We start from the raw sequence: 15,988 nt of genomic DNA on the forward strand, positions 1-15,988 counted from the left end.
TTGTGGATATTGTGGCCGCATAAGCCGACTTATTATCGATTACTCGCCAATAACCGTAACATTCAGGTTATGTCTGCTGAACACTTCAGCCATTGCTTTCTTAGCCTCTTCAGCGTCTGGGCCATGAACATGGAGCTCATACGCATGTCCGCCAAGAAGTGTCGTAAACAGTCCGAGGATGCTCTTCACATCGATATATTTGTTCTCTGCTTGAAGAACGATCGAGGACCGGAATTGACTCGCCGTTTGGGAAATTTCTACGATTGCTGCATTGTTGGACATATGAATCCCTCCACCATGGATAGTTACCTGTAACGTCTTCATCATACCGTGAAAAACAGCCGCATTCAAGAGAAAAAAGACCGTTATACCCAGTAATATCAAATTTTCATTAGCTTACACTTTGTGACGACCGTCATACAGCTTATTATGACCATTTGTTTAGAACTTTCACTTACGTTGTTAACATATACATATTCCTGTAATCTTAAACAAAGGAATGAATAAGACTAAATAGGTATCTTGCAGGAAAAATTATATACTTAGAGCATAATGAAAAAACATACCGAAAGGGGTACTGCTATGTTCGATCCGCGTTTAGATAAATTAGCAGATGTTCTTGTCAATTATTCAACGAAAGTGCAGCCCGGGGAAAATGTATTGATCGAAGCGTTCAACATCGATAACCCGCTCGTTAAAGCGATCATCGGAAAGGTCCACCAAGCTGGCGGAAATCCTTTTGTAAACATACGGGACCAACAAGTGACAAGAGAGCTGTTGTACAATGCAACGGAGTCCCAGATTGACACTTGGACCGACTTCGATGCCTATCAAATGTCCAAAATGAATGCCTATATCGGCATCCGCGGATCTAACAACATCTACGAGTTATCCGACGTGCCTGACGATTCGATGAAGCTCTACAGCACCGTATACAACCATAAGGTCCATTCTTCTATTCGAGTGAATAAGACCAAATGGGTTGTATTGCGTTATCCGACGGCATCGATGGCTCAATTGGCTTCGATGAGCACCGATGCGTTTGAGAAGTTTTATTTTGATGTGTGCACAATGAATTATTCCATGATGGACAAGAAGATGGACGCGCTTGTGGAGCTGATGAACAAGACCGACCAAGTACGCCTTGTAAGTCCTGGCACCGATCTTACTTTCTCTATCAAAGACATCCCTGCCATCAAATGCTCAGGTTTGCGCAATATCCCGGATGGCGAGGTGTATACAGCGCCTGTTCGAGATAGTGTGAATGGAACGATAAGTTACAATACGCCAAGTCCGTACAACGGCTTTGTTTTCGAGAACGTAACCTTGCGCTTCGCGAACGGCAAGATTGTCGAAGCGACATCCAATGATACCGAGCGGATAAACAAGGTATTCGACACAGACGAAGGCGCGCGTTATGTCGGCGAGTTCGCGATCGGCGTCAATCCGCATATTTTGCATCCGATGAAAGACATTTTGTTCGATGAGAAAATTGCAGGCAGCATCCATTTCACGCCGGGACAGTGTTACGAAACAGCCTTCAACGGCAACACTTCCGGCATCCACTGGGATATGGTCTTAATCCAACGGCCGGAATACGGCGGCGGAGAAATTTACTTCGACGGACGATTGATTCGGAAGGACGGCATCTTCGTCGCGGAAGAGCTGAAGGATTTGAATCCCGAGCAGCTTAAATAAACTTAAAATGAACACAAACAAACGCAGATCTCGGGAAGATCTGCGTTTGTTTGTGTCGGGATGGTTAAGCAAACCTCCATGACGATCAGTATTCGCCGAATGTCACTTCGCCCGTATACGACTCCTCGCGCGCTTGGCCGCCGGATTGGAAATTGAGCTTGGAGTGCTCAACGACGCGCAACGGCAGCATCGATCGCCGATCTGCCGTCACCTCGTACCGCGTCTCCGCTGTTAGCGTACGAAGCATATCGTTCATCTGCTTCTTGGCCTGCTTGATCGTCTCAGCCTGCTCTGGCGTCGCGCTCTGCACCTTATTCTCTATAAGCGCGCTCCACTGCTGCTCCATACGATTCGTCCATTCCTCGCGTGCAGCGGACGGCTGCAGTTCGATAACGATGACACGCTGCCCCGATCGGATTGCAGCATCCTTCTCGTATGCAACGCTCTTCGCTGCGTCTCGGACACGTTCCAGCTTCTCTAAGGGATTCAGGCCTGCCCACAGGCTGTTAGACAGCCCAGTTCCTGCATCTACTCCCTCATTTGCCTTCTTAACCGACAAAGGCCTTATACCGTCCTGTCCGCCGCTAGGCAGCCATCGGTCAGCCCCGCGCTGCGATAACAGCCTCCACTCGCCGCTTGTCGATTGCAGCCCGATACCGCCGCTTCCGCCTCTGTCGTCTCCGCTGCCGGTCATTTGCACCTTCATATCCGAGTGCCCCGTCACTTCGCCTTTGTAGGTAAGCGAGCCGATTGTGACGCCTACAGGGAGCAATACGCCGCTTTGTCCCGTGAAGGTGAATTGATCAACGCCAGCGAGTCCCGATATGGACAAGGCAAGGAATCGATCAGCCGGCATGTTATCCGTTACGCTTCCACAGCCAGACACGCCGAACAACGAAATGCTCATCAGCGTCAACAGCCAAGTTTTCGCTCGAATCGTCCGCTTCTGCTTGATCATGCTTTCCCCTCCAATGTCTTTAAACGCCCGCGCCTATCAAGCCTAATGTATCCATAACAAAAGGACACTATGCGAGTGTCCGCCAGTGTCCCCCCTATCCAACGTATATACAGTTACGGCCATGATGCTTCGCCTGATACAACGCCATATCGGCTCGGTAGAACAACGCCTCTACACTTACCTTATCATCTTCGAAAGTCCATTCCGACAGCCCGCATGAGACCGTTACTTTAGGGCTTGTCTCGCTCTCGACCTTCATTCGAATCCGTTCTGCGATCCGATACGCCTGCTCCCTGCGAATTTCCGGCAAATATACGGCGAGTTCTTCTCCGCCCCATCTGGCAGCTGTATCCGTGCCTCTAATCGCGGACTTGATAACATCTGCCACCTGAACGAGAATTCGGTCGCCGACCTGATGCCCGAACGTATCGTTCACTTCCTTGAACTTATCGATATCGACGAGAATAAGCGATCCGCAGCGATCCGTCCGCTGCTTGCGCTGTATGCGATCGTTCAAATAATGACGGGCATTCAGATTGGTTAGGTGGTCGGTAATGACCATCCGTCTTACCTCCGCATGCAATGATGCGTTCGACATCGCCAGTCCGATATGACTCGACAGAACTTGCAGCAGCTTATAGTTGTCGTACGAGAAATAATGCGGCATTCGATGACCGACCATGATGATGCCCGCAACTTCCGAACCTGCCAATATCGGTGCCGCGATCAGCGACCGTGACCCCGTCTCCTCCATCCATCGCGATGCTACCGTATTGGTAACCCAATAATCCGAAATGATTACGGGCTCCTGTGAGCGGTAGACGACACCTGTAAACCCGTACTCGGTTGAAAAATGTTCGTTCTCGAACGATGGAAGGCTGCTGGACATGACGACAAATTGCTGATGTACCGGATCATAGCTAAGCAAGCAGCAGCAGTCCGCTTCATAGATGCGCATCAGCTCGCTTGTCGTGTAATGGAACACATCCTTCAGCTTAAGCGACTGATTCAACCGCTTCGTCAATTCGTTAATAAGCCGCAGCTCGGCAATCATTACGTTCGACTGCTCGTACAGCTTCGCATTCTCGAAAGCATTGCCCGCTGTATCTGCCAGCAGCGTCAGCGCCGTGAAATCCGCCTGATTCCACTGAGCAGCAGGCAATACGAGACGCAGAACACCGTATACCGCTTGCTTCCCCGTCATCGGAACGACAACATCAACAAATCCTTGATCCCGTTTACGCAAATTCGGCTTTGCCTCAAGGAATGCCTTCGCGACGAAATCGCCCGTCGGGTGATTGAACTGCAGCGACAATACGCGAGGATCGCCTTCCAGATGATCCTGCGACAAATACAATCGGATTTGCGATTCGGGATAGAGCGTGCTGAGACTATTCATCATCTCCGAAAGAACGGAAGCGACATCGATGCCGTCGTACAGCCGTTTCGCAGCAGCGAACCAAGAGGCGCGATTATGCGCTTCCTGCTCGGATTCACGCTGAGCCCGCAATATATCTTTAACGAACATCCGCTCGAATCGTCTATAGAAGCAATTGCGCATATGAAAGGATGCAGACTGGAGTTGTGCGACGATCCCTTCATCCACAACTGCTGCCGACGCTGTCATGACGACAAACGGAAAGCTATTGTCTGTTCGCCGCTTGATGGGCACTGCGACAGCCTTCCAACCCTCTTGTTCTACAATTTCTATCCGATGAGATACGAATGAGAGATAGGACGCTTGACGTGCCGCAGCAGACTGACCGGACTCATCCTGTACGATGCCAGCTCGACTGACAACCATCAGATCAGGCGTTAGCAAACAGAGCGCGGCCTGATTGAAAAGCGGCAAGCCGCTGGATTCTTCCATCCAATCATGAAAACTATCATTAAGCAGCGTAATCAGGTACGGAATATCGCTGCTGTTAATATCTTCAAACTCATACCATAGTTCCTGCGCTCTGGCAGGATCGGACGTTGAAGCTTCTGCGTTGCTGCTATAGTCTCTCATGGCAGCATACCACCCTTCCGTCTCTAAAAACCAGGAGTGTAAAAAGTTGCAGCCGAACCGCCGAATGTTAGTGAATCTCTCTCTTTCTATCATACTTGAAATTTGTGAATTATGCACTATCCGAGTAGGTCTATTGAATCAAAAAGTTGGACATAATTGAAATGTTTTATGCAAGGTTCTGCGCTTGACAATGGCGGGCTGAATCCTATAGAATTTATTAATGATTGTTGGGCGGGGCTTTTTGTGTCACCCTTAGGAAACAATCGCTGACAAGCCTGCGGCTGAACATGTTTGTCAGATCTGATCGAAGCTTGCTTCGGGATAGTGAAGATTGTTTCCGGCGAAACAGCAACCCCCTTTTCAAAATCCCAATTTGAAGAAGGAGTTACACACATATGTCACGTTATACAGGTCCTAAATTTAAACTTAGCCGCCGCCTCGGTATTTCCCTGAGCGGTACGGGCAAAGAAATCGCTAAACGCCCATTCCCACCAGGTCAACACGGTGCTAACCTCCGCAAGAAAATCAGCGGCTACGGCATGCAATTGCAAGAAAAACAAAAGCTTCGCCACATGTACGGCTTGAACGAGAAGCAATTCCGCAACCTGTTCGACCGCGCTTCGAAGCTTAAAGGTATCTCCGGTGAGAACTTCATGTTCCTGCTCGAGAGCCGTCTGGACAACCTCGTTTACCGTCTGGGCTTCGCGAACTCCCGTGCAGGCGCACGTCAGCTCGTAGCACACGGTCACGTAACGGTTAACGGCAAAAAAGTCGACATCGCTTCCTACACGGTATCGATCGGCGACGTAATCGGCCTGCGCGAGCGCAGCCGCAGCCTGAAATCGATCAAAGAAGCTCGTGAAGCACGCGTTCACGTGCCTAACTACATCGACCTCAACGAAGCTGCACTCGAAGGCAAATTCCTTCGCCTGCCAGAACGCGCTGAACTGTCGCAAGACATCGATGAAAAACAAATCGTCGAGTTCTACAGCCGTTAATCTTAACGACTGCGAACCGCACAATAAAGCCCTTGGACATATGTCCAAGGGCTTTTTGTTTGGCCTTGCAAGCTTACCAAACTTACAATTAGTTATTCGCGCTCTTCACATCAGCGATCGGAACGATCCCATTCCCCTTCGCTTTGCGTCTGGCGTAGAGCCAATGAGCCAAGTATGACTGGCCGATCATGAACACACCGCCTACCGCCCAATATAACGGCAGTGCTGCAGGTGCCGAGAAGGAGAACAGCCCCATCATAATCGGCGACAAATAAACAAGCCCCGCTAATTGCTTCTGCGGACCGCTCTCTGCGCTTGAGCCAGACATCCGCTGCATGATGATCGATTGAACCAAGTAAACGGCTGCCGCCACCAGCGGCATAATAGGATCGGTCGCACCCAGCTTAAACCAGAGGAACGAATGCTCTTTCAACTCCGGCGTCATACGAATCGCGTAATACAAGCCCGTCAGAATCGGCAGCTGAATGATGAGCGGCAGACAGCCCATGGCCAGCGGGTTCACGCCGTATTTGGCATACAACTGCATCGTTTCCTGCTGCTGCTTGCGAGCCGACTCCGGATCTTTCTTCGATTGATACTTCTCCTTGAGCTGCGCAAGCTCTGGCTGCATGGCCTTCATTTTCTCCCGCATCGCCATCTGGCCAGTCTGTTGACGGATCATGAGCGGCATGAGCACGATACGCACCAGCAGCGTCATCACAATGATCGAAATGCCGTAATTGCCGCCGAACCAGTCTGCTAGGTGCTGGATAAGCTCGGAGAATGGATACACGACATAGTGATTGAATGTGCCTGGCGTATCGCCGTCGATCGTTCCGTTCGCCCCGCAGCCGCTAAGAAGCGCAAGGATAATGATTAGTAAAGCGACGCCGTATCGACGCGAAATAGGTAACCCGAATGTTCTGTGTGCCATTGTGTAAGTTTTCCTCCTCGTATTGTAGAACTGATGTCTGCAATCGAGGACGAACAGTTGGAAGTATCATCATCCGGCGCTTCCTTGCGCTTGACCTTGCGACATAACTCATGCCGCAGATTAGCCCACTCTCTCACACGAGGTGTGGAAGGTTCTGATAAGGTCATCACCAACTGCACGCTTGGATGACGGTCGTAAGACGCACTGCCGGTCCACCACAAATATACATAAGCAAATGAACAGAGCACGCTGATCGAGAATAGATACGGGATAATGTCCTGTAGTTCAAACACCCGGGTTCACCTCCTTTCATCGCCGCATTTTTCTCTCTATTGTAGCTTGTCGTCAATATACACTGCAAGCGTCTTGCATGTTTCCGGCATTAGGGTTATGCTGGATTCGTTTTGATATTATTACTAAATTTCGAAAGATGTGACCTCATGCTGCAATTCGCAGGCAAAGTGAAGAAGTTTAGGCCAACACCGCCTCAGGTGCTTACTTACGGCTTCATTGTCATCATTCTCGTAGGCACTATTCTATTAGCTTCCGGCCCTGCCAACACAGGTAATCCAATGTCCTACATAGACGCATTATTCATGGCTACCTCCGCTGCCTGTGTAACGGGACTGACAACCGTTAATGTCGGCACCGATCTGACCCACTTCGGTCAAGTGGTTTTACTGCTGCTCGTGCAGATTGGCGGCCTCGGCTTCACGACGATGGCGAGCCTTATCGCCATTGTACTGCGAAGACGCATTTCGTTCCGCGAACGGCTCATTTTGCAGGAAGCGATGAACCAATCGACATTGGAAGGCATAGTGCCGCTCATCAAAAAAGTAATCTACTACTCGCTCGTGATCGAAGGATGCGGCGCGCTTCTGTTTTCAGCCCGTTTTCTAGCAGAAATGCACATTGGACAAGCGATATACTTCGGGGTATTCCACAGCGTATCCATCTTCAACAATGCGGGCTTCGATCTGTTCGGCATGTTCCCGGATCGCGCCTCGAGTCTCATTCATTATGTTGAAGATCCGCTTATCAATATCGTATCGATGCTGCTCATCGTTCTCGGCGGTTTAGGCTTTATCGTTATATCCGACTTAATTACTTACCGCATCAACCGCAAGCTGACGCTCCACTCGAAGGTTGTACTCCTTACATCTGCAGCGCTCATTGTCTTCGGTACGCTCGTCATCATGATCTTCGAATATACGAACCCGAATACGATGGGACCGCTGGATTTTGTGCACAAGCTGTTCAGTGCGATGCTGCAGTCGGTCAGCTCCAGATCGGCAGGCGTCAGCACGCTCGACACGGGCTCCTTGCGTCAAGCTACGCAATTCATGATCGTACTGCTTATGTTCGTCGGCGCTGCACCAGGCTCGACAGGCGGCGGTATTAAAGTAACGACGCTTGCTGTCCTTGTCGGCGCCGTCTATACGATGGCGCGAGGCCGCCAGGACGTCGTCTTGTTCCGCAATCGGCTTGACCAGGATCGGATCCATAAGGCGATTACGCTGACACTGCTGTCATTCTTCTTGATCGTCATCGCTACCATGGTGCTGTCAGCGACGGAAAGCGCGCCTTTCTTAAGCATATTGTTCGAGGTAACCTCGGCATTCGCTACAACGGGTATGTCCGCCGGCTTATCCGGCAATCTGACAACCTTCGGCAAGCTGTTCGTCGTGCTGCTCATGTTCGTTGGACGTCTGGGTCCGGTTACGCTTGCGTTCGCGCTGACCAGTACGCCGGAGAAGGAGAAATTCAGGCATCCCGAAGGTCGCATCACGATTGGATAAAGCGCAAACCAGCCACAATAAACCGACCCGATTCGACGGGTCGGTTTATTTGTTTATAGGCGGTGTGTAATACAACAATGAATGCGACGGCTTCGACTGGTAATTTGAACCCGTGAATAGATGCCTAAGCAATTCTAATTATGCTATAATAACTCTGTTAATCAGAGGAGGAATTCGCTTTTATGACAGACGGTCAGAAGCCATCATCACCCGCGGTACATAGCAGATGGCGAGTGTTCGGACTCGTTGTTTGGATCACGTTCAAGTGGATGTTTATTTTCGGTTTAATGATCGGTTTATTCGCAGGCGGCATTGCAGCAGGCTATGTGGCCTCGCTCGTCAAGGACGAGCCCGTACGGCCGCGCGCTCTTATCGAGCAGAAGCTTGAAGAAAACTCGGAGACCGGGTTCGTCTATTTCAACGATAACGTCACGCCTGTCGGACAGCTTCGCACGCAGGAAGACCGGCGAGTTGTTGAAACGAAAGATATTCCGCAGCAAGTGATCGACGCGGTGCTTGCAACCGAGGATAACAACTTCTATAAGCACTTCGGTATCGATCTGAAAGGCACGGCACGCGCCGTGCTGCAGAAGGTGCTTAATAAAGAAACGCAAACCGGCGGCAGTACGCTGACACAGCAAATTGCACGTCGTATGTTTCTAAGCTTGGACAAGACCGACAGCCGAAAGGTCAAAGAGATTTTCCTATCCATTCGGATGGAACGTTTCTTGACGAAGGATGAAATTCTAACGGCATACTTGAACAAAGTTCCGTTCGGCAACAGCTCGAGCGGTTATAACCTGTACGGTATCAAAGCTGCAGCTAAAGGCATTTTTAATATTAATGATCTCAATCAGCTGAATATCGCACAAGCCGCTTATCTAGCGGGTCTTCCGCAGCGCCCATCCGCTTACACCGCCTATACGGGCAAAGGCGAATGGAACGAGAAAGGTCTGAAGCTGGCGATTGAACGGCAGCATAACGTGTTGACCTACATGTTGAACAAAGGCCGCATCAATCAACAGCAATATGATGAAGCGATGCAATTCGATATTCGCGCTTCGATGTCGAAGCCAGCGAAGAAAGCATACTCGACATTCCCTTATCTCATGCTTGAAGCTGAGCGGGAAGCTGCACAAATTTTGCTCATGCAGGAGAATCCGGAGTTAACGAAGGAAGAAATCGCAGCGAATCCCACGCTGATCGAGGATGCACGTGATCAGCTCCAGCGCGGTGGCTATCGGGTCTACACGACGATTGACAAGAAAGTGTACAACTTGATGCACGAAATCGGTGAGAACCCTGACAACTTTGCTCCTGACAGTAAGGAGAAAGGCATCGAGCAGATCGCCGCCATTATGATCGACCATACGTCAGGCGCGATTCTCGGCATGCTCGAAGGCCGTGATTTCTACGAAGAACAGATGAACTTCGCGACGCAGATGACAAGGCAGCCAGGCTCGACGATGAAGCCAATCGCCGCGTACTTGCCAGCTCTGGAGAAAGGTTTGATCCAACCGGCAGGCGTACTGGACGATTCGCCGATCATCTTGAAGGACTGGCAGAAGGGCTTCCATATTCCGAAAAACTCGAACGACCGTTACTTAGGTCTCGTGACGGCTCGCGAAGCGCTCAACCGCTCCTTGAACTTGCCGGCGCTTAAGCTGTTCTTGAACAAGGTTACGATCCCGAACGCTTGGAGCTTTGCCCGCTCACTCGGCATCACGACGCTGCAACCGGAAGATGATAATGCACAAACCGGTGTTATCGGCGGCTTAAGCAAAGGCGTAACCGTTGAAGAAATGACGAATGCATACGGTTCGATCCCGAATAAAGGCGTGTTCAATGACGCTTACATGATTTCGAAGATTACCGATGCAACGGGTAAAATCGTCTATGAGCATAAAGCTCAGCCGAAGCGCGTTTATTCCGAACAAACTGCGTTTCTGATGACGGATATGCTGCGTACTGTTATCTCCGATGCCAACGGTACGGCACATTCCCTGACTAATACACTCAAGCAATACGGCAAAATTCCGATGGCCGGCAAGACGGGCTCTACATCTGATTACGGCGATGTTTGGTTCATGGGCTTCACGCCGGACATCTCGCTCGGTGTATGGGCCGGTTACGAGAAATCGATACACACCTTATCCAAGGACGGCCGTACGCGTGCCCGCTCGATCTGGGCAATGATTATGAATGCCGTAACGGATGCAAGGCCGGAGCTGTTCCCGACGAAAGAATGGTCGAAGCCAGACGGCATTGTAAGAGCAACCGTATCCAGCGTCAGCGGCAAGCTTCCGACGGATCTGACCAAGCAAGCCGGCAAGCTTGTGACCGACTGGTTCAACAAGAAGTATTTGCCGAAAGAAGCAGACGATGCGCTTGTGAGTATGGCTTACATTCCATACAACAAAATCAACTATATTCCGAATGAGGCAACGCCGCTCGATATGGTTCGTCAGCAAGTCGTCGTTAAACGCGAGAAACCGATCGATCAGCTGATGGCTGAAATCCAGAAGGCGCAAGAAGCGCTGCCAGCCGATCAACGCCGTCCGCTTTCGTTCTTCATGCCGGAAGATGCGAAGAACGACGCACCATCGACTGTCGATCCACGCGTAGATGACGGAGCAGCACCGAGCGCGCCAGTCAATGTTCGATTGAATGTTGTCAGCGCAACGTCAGCGAACATCTCGTTCAATCCGAACCGTGAAGCGGATGTTGTCGGTTACCGGTTATATCGCGCCGACTCGCCAACTTCTCCATTCAAGCAGATTGGCACGACGATTCTAGTCGGCGAGCAAACCGTGTTCAAGACGGATACAACAGGCGGCAGCGGATACAGCTACTACATTACTGCCGTAGACGTCGTGGGACATGAATCAACGCCTAGCCGCATCGTCGGAGCTAACCCTAACCAGCAGCCAGCAGGCACTGGTGATGATACCGAGATTATCGATCCGAATCTTGGACTCGGCGAAACTACGGGCGGACAAGGCGACGGCTCCACTGGAGGGGACAATGGAAGCAGCACCGGAGAAGGTTCGCTCCCTTCCCCATCCGCTCCGACGGGTTTCAAGGTTGAAGCTTCGGATCTAGGCGTCAAGCTGACGTGGAACGCGAATCCGGTTTCCGACCAAGTATCGGAATACACGGTCTACTACAGCGGCGATAGCAATGGCAAATACGTTAAGCTGGGCTCTACAGGAGACACGAAATTCGAGTACATCTCGATTATCACGAAGGGTACGTACCAAGTTCGTGCAGTGAACGAGCACGGTGAGTCTGCAGAAGCGGCAAGCTTCTCGTACAACCCTTAATAACAAACAAAGGCTGAGCAGGTTTGGATACCTGCTCAGCCTTAATTGTTATGGTTATATTTAGTCCTCGATCGTAGAAAGGTCGCCTGTTGGGAGGTTCAGCTCCCAAGCCTTCAGAACGCGGCGCATAATCTTGCCGCTGCGCGTCTTCGGCAGTTTATCCTTGAACTCAATCTCACGAGGCGCAGCATGTGCCGACAGACCGACTTTAACGAACTTCGCAATTTCTTCCTTCAGTTCATCCGACGGGGTGAATCCTTCACGAAGCGCGATAAACGCCTTAATAATCTCCCCGCGAAGCGGATCCGGCTTGCCGATTACACCTGCTTCAGCAACTGCGGGATGCTCAACGAGCTTGCTCTCTACTTCGAAAGGACCTACCCGTTCGCCCGACGTATTGATCACGTCATCGATCCGTCCTTGGAACCAGAAGTAGCCGTCCTCATCCATATAAGCGGAATCTCCCGAAATGTACCAGCCTTGAATGCGGAAATATTCTTCATACTTCGCATCATTATTCCAGATGCGGCGCATCATGGACGGCCATGGCGTCGCAATTGCGAGATTACCCATTCGATACGGCGGCAGCTCATTGCCTTGATCATCGATAATCGCAGCGCGAACGCCTGGGATCGGCTTGCCCATCGAGCCAGGTTTAATGTCCATCGACGGATAGTTGCAGATGAGTTGCCCGCCCGTCTCCGTCATCCACCACGTATCATGAATGCGATGGCCGTACACCTTCATGCCCCAACGGACAACCTCTGGATTAAGCGGCTCGCCTACGCTAAGGACGTGACGCAGACTCGACAGATCAAAGCCTTTCACAACGTCTTCGCCTGCGCCCATAAGCATACGGAACGCCGTAGGCGCGCTGTACCATACCGTCACGCCGTAACGCTGTATCGTACCATACCAATCCTGCGGACTGAACCGACCGCCGCGAATGACGTTCGTAGCGCCGTTCAGCCAAGGCGCGAACACGCCATAGGATGTACCTGTTACCCAGCCTGGGTCAGCTGTACACCAATATACATCGTCTTCCCGAAGATCCAATACGATCTTGCCCGTATAATAATGCTGCAGCATCGCGTTCTGAGCATGGAATACGCCTTTCGGCTTGCCTGTCGATCCCGACGTATAATGAAGAATGAGACCATCTTCGCGGCCAAGCCATTCAATCTCTGCTTCGTCAGAAGCGGTGCTCATCTCCTGCTCATAGCTGATAAGGCCTTCTGCGGGTTCAACTTGTCCGAAGACGATGATGCTCTCCAAATCCGGCAGCTCATCACGCTTAATGCGGCCGAGAAGCGAAGGCGTCGTTACGATCGCTTTGGCTCCGCTGTCGAGCAAGCGGTCCTTCACCGCCGTCTCCATGAATGCTTCGAATAGCGGTCCGACTACGGCCCCTACCTTAAGAATGCCGAGCAGACTAATATATAATTCAGGCGTGCGCGGCATGAAAATAAAGACGCGGTCGCCCTTCTGTACGCCCTGCTTACGCAAAACATTCGCGAACCGATTCGAGTGCTGGCTGAGCTGTTCGAACGTCCAGCTCTCATCTCTTGCAGCGTCGCTGTAATGCAAAGCTACCTTGCTGCCTCTACCCTCTTGTACATGACGATCGATTGCTTCATACGCCATGTTCACTTTGCCGGTCGTATGCCAAGTAAAATGCTCCTCGATTTGTCTCCAGTCAAATTGTTCGCGTGCCGTCTCGTAATTACCGATGTTGGAACGGTTCGTCGTTGCTGGTATGCGCTCTTGATGCAAGTTGATCATGAATGTCATCCTCCCATCAAACTATGGTCTTCCTAATTGGAAGATCGAATTCGTATTGCCCATGATTGAAGATCATGTTCAAAAAGTTGTCATGTTGCCTCGAGATCCTAAGCGGACTTCTTGAACTGGATCTAAAGAATGCGTTTTCATTAGCATGTATGTTATTATACCATAGAGTAACGAAGCAACAACAATATCCTTTTGCAACAACCCATCAATATGCTAGAAAAGCAGTTCATTTCCGTATGACACAAAAGAAGGTGAACAGTTGGAACATTTGAAGGTGTATCAACGGCTTACTCTGTTCATTCGTGACCGCGAGCTTGTCATTGAAGGGCCGATTCCACCGGAGCGTCTGCGGCAATTGCGGATGCACGAGCAGCTGCACGCTTTCCGCCGTCCGGCTGAACAACTGGAAGCATTGATTGAGATCGCTGAATTGCCGGAAGGCCGGATTATCGCCTGCATTGACCAAGACACGATCGTCGGCTATGTGACATTCCACTATCCCGATGAACTAGAGAGATGGTCTGACGCGAATATGGACGATCTTATTGAGTTAGGCGCTGTTGAGGTTGCTCCAAGCTACCGTTCCGGCGGTGTGGGCAAGCAAATGATTCAGACCGCATTCGCAGAAGGCCAACTGGATCAGATGATCGTATATACAACCGAGTATTATTGGCACTGGGACCTCGAAGGCATGAAGCTTAGTGTGTGGGAGTACCGCGCGATGATGGAACGCGTCATGCAGTCGATCGGAATGGTATGGTTCGCTACAGACGATCCGGAAATATGCTCCCATCCTGCCAACTGCTTGATGGTCCGCGTCGGCCCCGATGTGCCGCTGTCGTCGGTCGAACAATTTGATCGCGTCCGTTTCCGTCAGCGGTTTATGTATTAATTCAACGAATATAGCTTCGAGGAAGTTAGCAAATTGCTAAGCGTACGCTTTCGAAGCAAGCAATTTGCTTGCAGGCTGTTATATCGAGGAAGTTAGCAAATTGCTAAGCGTATGCTTTCGAAGCAAGCAATTTGCTTGCAGGCTGTTATATCGAGGAAGTTAGCAAATTGCTTTTAAGGAGGATCGTCCATGTCGGCGAAAGCCGTATTCATCCATCATCCTGACGCTGAACACTATCGGTTTCATGAGCATCATCCCTTCGATCCGACCCGACTACGGTCCACCATCGATCTGCTCGTCCGAAGCAATCTGCTCGAACGTAACGATATCATTATCCCGCAGCTGGCAGACGAAGAAGCATTGTTATCGGTACATCGGCCGGACTACGTACAAGCCGTTCGTCAATTAAGCGATCCAGCACCTTCTACAGACGCGGTAGCAGCTGCCGAGAGGTATGGGTTGTCCGACGAAGACACGCCTTATTTTGCGGGCATGCACGATGCTGCCGCGGCAATCGCCGGAGGTTCTATCTGCGCCCTCGAAGCAGTCATGAGCGGACAAGCCACACGCGCGTTCCACATGGCTGGCGGGCTGCATCACGCCTTCCCGCATCGCGGCTCCGGCTTCTGTGTCTATAACGATGCCGCAATCGCGATCAAACAGGTGCAGGCGCGCAATGATCTGCGCATTTTGTATATCGATACCGATGTTCACCATGGCGATGGCGTCCAATGGGTATTCTACGATGACGCTTCGGTCTTTACTTATTCCATCCACGAGACAGGCAAATTTCTGTTCCCGGGCACCGGCTTCCTGCATGAGAGAGGCACGGACAGCGGCATAGGCGCCTGCATGAACGTCCCTCTGGAGCCTTATACGGAAGACGACTCCTGGATGGAAAGCTTCCGGACTACCATAGAAGAGGCCGCCCGCTTATTCAAGCCCGACCTCATTGTAAGTCAACACGGCTGTGATGCGCATGCGTACGATCCGCTCTCCCACATGCATTGCAGCATGCGCATTTATAAGGAGATGCCGCTCATCATCCGCGACCTTGCAGACCGTTACACAGACGGCAAGTGGGTTGCGCTTGGAGGCGGCGGCTATGACAAATGGCGAGTCGTGCCGCGTGCCTGGTCGTTCGTCTGGCTGGCGATGACCGACGATCCGCTTCTGGCCCATATTCAAGGATCAGCTGATTCAGCCGTTACGTTGTCTGAGGATTGGCGCAAAGCGTGGGCTGATGAAGCCGGCGGTATCGATGCCCTCCCCGAGGATTGGCTTGATGACCTGCGTCAATGGACGCCTATGCCCCGCAGAGAAGCGATACAAGCCGCGAATCAGTTGACTTGTAATCGCGTTCTACAGAAGTAACCCGCCAATGATCCTCCCTCAAGGGTGGACTCAAGGGGCTTGGCCCCTTGGACCCCTATTTCAAAAGCTAAAACATTAATTACATAATTTTTTCCCTGACGGGGCCCTGAAAACCAAATTTTCTACCCACCTAAATCCTCCCTGCTAGGGAGGACCCCCGGGGTTGGAGAGCCCCGGGACCCCGGATTGGGGTGGTGGCAGGACTGAGGC

11 protein-coding genes are annotated in these 15,988 nt (G+C 51.2%); 6 read left to right on the forward strand and 5 right to left on the reverse strand.

The genetic code is table 11. The annotated features are described in order from the left end of the window. Positions 1 to 39 precede the first annotated feature (39 nt). Positions 40 to 282, reverse strand: coding sequence for an HPr family phosphocarrier protein (locus SBI19_RS22930; protein WP_110042879.1), 243 nt, complete (start codon positions 280 to 282; stop codon positions 40 to 42). Positions 283 to 582: 300 nt separating this feature from the next. Between SBI19_RS22930 and SBI19_RS22935 the strand changes: the two genes are divergently transcribed. Next, the gene (locus tag SBI19_RS22935; protein WP_317971855.1) at positions 583 to 1,698 is read left to right on the forward strand and encodes an aminopeptidase; all 1,116 of its coding nucleotides are present in this window, start codon (positions 583 to 585) and stop codon (positions 1,696 to 1,698) included. Positions 1,699 to 1,783: 85 nt separating this feature from the next. Here the strand turns inward: SBI19_RS22935 and SBI19_RS22940 are convergent, their stop codons facing one another. Together SBI19_RS22940 and SBI19_RS22945 are read right to left on the reverse strand one after the other, a co-directional pair. Continuing rightward, positions 1,784 to 2,656 carry a hypothetical protein gene (locus SBI19_RS22940; protein WP_317971856.1) on the reverse strand — a complete coding sequence of 291 codons (873 nt, stop codon included), beginning with the start codon at positions 2,654 to 2,656 and terminating at the stop codon, positions 1,784 to 1,786. A 94-nt stretch (positions 2,657 to 2,750) separates the two neighbouring features. Further along, positions 2,751 to 4,667 carry a sensor domain-containing diguanylate cyclase gene (locus SBI19_RS22945; protein ID WP_317971857.1) on the reverse strand — a complete coding sequence of 639 codons (1,917 nt, stop codon included), beginning with the start codon at positions 4,665 to 4,667 and terminating at the stop codon, positions 2,751 to 2,753. A 395-nt stretch (positions 4,668 to 5,062) separates the two neighbouring features. On the opposite strand from SBI19_RS22945, the gene rpsD reads away from it, so the two are divergent. Beyond that, positions 5,063 to 5,665: a 30S ribosomal protein S4 gene (gene rpsD / locus SBI19_RS22950; RefSeq protein WP_317971858.1), complete on the forward strand. Its 603-nt coding sequence runs from the start codon at positions 5,063 to 5,065 to the stop codon at positions 5,663 to 5,665. Between the two features lie 88 nt (positions 5,666 to 5,753). Here rpsD and yidC read toward each other — a convergent pair whose 3' ends face one another. Next, positions 5,754 to 6,599, reverse strand: coding sequence for a membrane protein insertase YidC (gene yidC, locus SBI19_RS22955; RefSeq protein WP_317971859.1), 846 nt, complete (start codon positions 6,597 to 6,599; stop codon positions 5,754 to 5,756). A 440-nt stretch (positions 6,600 to 7,039) separates the two neighbouring features. Between yidC and SBI19_RS22960 the strand changes: the two genes are divergently transcribed. Further along, a complete protein-coding gene (locus tag SBI19_RS22960) occupies positions 7,040 to 8,398 on the forward strand; it encodes a TrkH family potassium uptake protein (protein ID WP_317971860.1) in 1,359 nt (452 codons plus the stop codon). 182 nt (positions 8,399 to 8,580) lie between these two features. Next, positions 8,581 to 11,721 carry a transglycosylase domain-containing protein gene (locus tag SBI19_RS22965; protein WP_317971861.1) on the forward strand — a complete coding sequence of 1,047 codons (3,141 nt, stop codon included), beginning with the start codon at positions 8,581 to 8,583 and terminating at the stop codon, positions 11,719 to 11,721. Positions 11,722 to 11,781: 60 nt separating this feature from the next. On the opposite strand, the gene acsA is transcribed toward SBI19_RS22965, so the two are convergent. Continuing rightward, positions 11,782 to 13,503 carry an acetate--CoA ligase gene (gene acsA, locus SBI19_RS22970; protein WP_317971862.1) on the reverse strand — a complete coding sequence of 574 codons (1,722 nt, stop codon included), beginning with the start codon at positions 13,501 to 13,503 and terminating at the stop codon, positions 11,782 to 11,784. Between the two features lie 268 nt (positions 13,504 to 13,771). Between acsA and SBI19_RS22975 the strand changes: the two genes are divergently transcribed. Further along, positions 13,772 to 14,404: a GNAT family N-acetyltransferase gene (locus tag SBI19_RS22975; protein ID WP_317971863.1), complete on the forward strand. Its 633-nt coding sequence runs from the start codon at positions 13,772 to 13,774 to the stop codon at positions 14,402 to 14,404. A 189-nt stretch (positions 14,405 to 14,593) separates the two neighbouring features. Further along, positions 14,594 to 15,778: an acetoin utilization protein AcuC gene (locus tag SBI19_RS22980; protein WP_317971864.1), complete on the forward strand. Its 1,185-nt coding sequence runs from the start codon at positions 14,594 to 14,596 to the stop codon at positions 15,776 to 15,778. Positions 15,779 to 15,988: the final 210 nt, after the last annotated feature.

The sequence above is a fragment of the Paenibacillus sp. CCS19 genome (genome assembly GCF_033239625.1).
In the GTDB taxonomy this organism is placed as follows: domain Bacteria; phylum Bacillota; class Bacilli; order Paenibacillales; family Paenibacillaceae; genus Paenibacillus_T.

What these genes read in the sequence shown, in the direction of transcription:
- SBI19_RS22945 (WP_317971857.1), bottom strand. Translation starts at nt 4,667, where the DNA reads ATGAGAGACTATAGCAGCAACGCAGAAGCTTCAACGTCCGATCCTGCC.
- SBI19_RS22965 (WP_317971861.1), top strand. Translation starts at nt 8,581, where the DNA reads ATGACAGACGGTCAGAAGCCATCATCACCCGCGGTACATAGCAGATGG.
- SBI19_RS22980 (WP_317971864.1), top strand. Translation starts at nt 14,594, where the DNA reads ATGTCGGCGAAAGCCGTATTCATCCATCATCCTGACGCTGAACACTAT.
- yidC (WP_317971859.1), bottom strand. Translation starts at nt 6,599, where the DNA reads ATGGCACACAGAACATTCGGGTTACCTATTTCGCGTCGATACGGCGTC.
- rpsD (WP_317971858.1), top strand. Translation starts at nt 5,063, where the DNA reads ATGTCACGTTATACAGGTCCTAAATTTAAACTTAGCCGCCGCCTCGGT.
- SBI19_RS22960 (WP_317971860.1), top strand. Translation starts at nt 7,040, where the DNA reads ATGCTGCAATTCGCAGGCAAAGTGAAGAAGTTTAGGCCAACACCGCCT.
- SBI19_RS22935 (WP_317971855.1), top strand. Translation starts at nt 583, where the DNA reads ATGTTCGATCCGCGTTTAGATAAATTAGCAGATGTTCTTGTCAATTAT.
- acsA (WP_317971862.1), bottom strand. Translation starts at nt 13,503, where the DNA reads ATGATCAACTTGCATCAAGAGCGCATACCAGCAACGACGAACCGTTCC.
- SBI19_RS22940 (WP_317971856.1), bottom strand. Translation starts at nt 2,656, where the DNA reads ATGATCAAGCAGAAGCGGACGATTCGAGCGAAAACTTGGCTGTTGACG.
- SBI19_RS22930 (WP_110042879.1), bottom strand. Translation starts at nt 282, where the DNA reads ATGTCCAACAATGCAGCAATCGTAGAAATTTCCCAAACGGCGAGTCAA.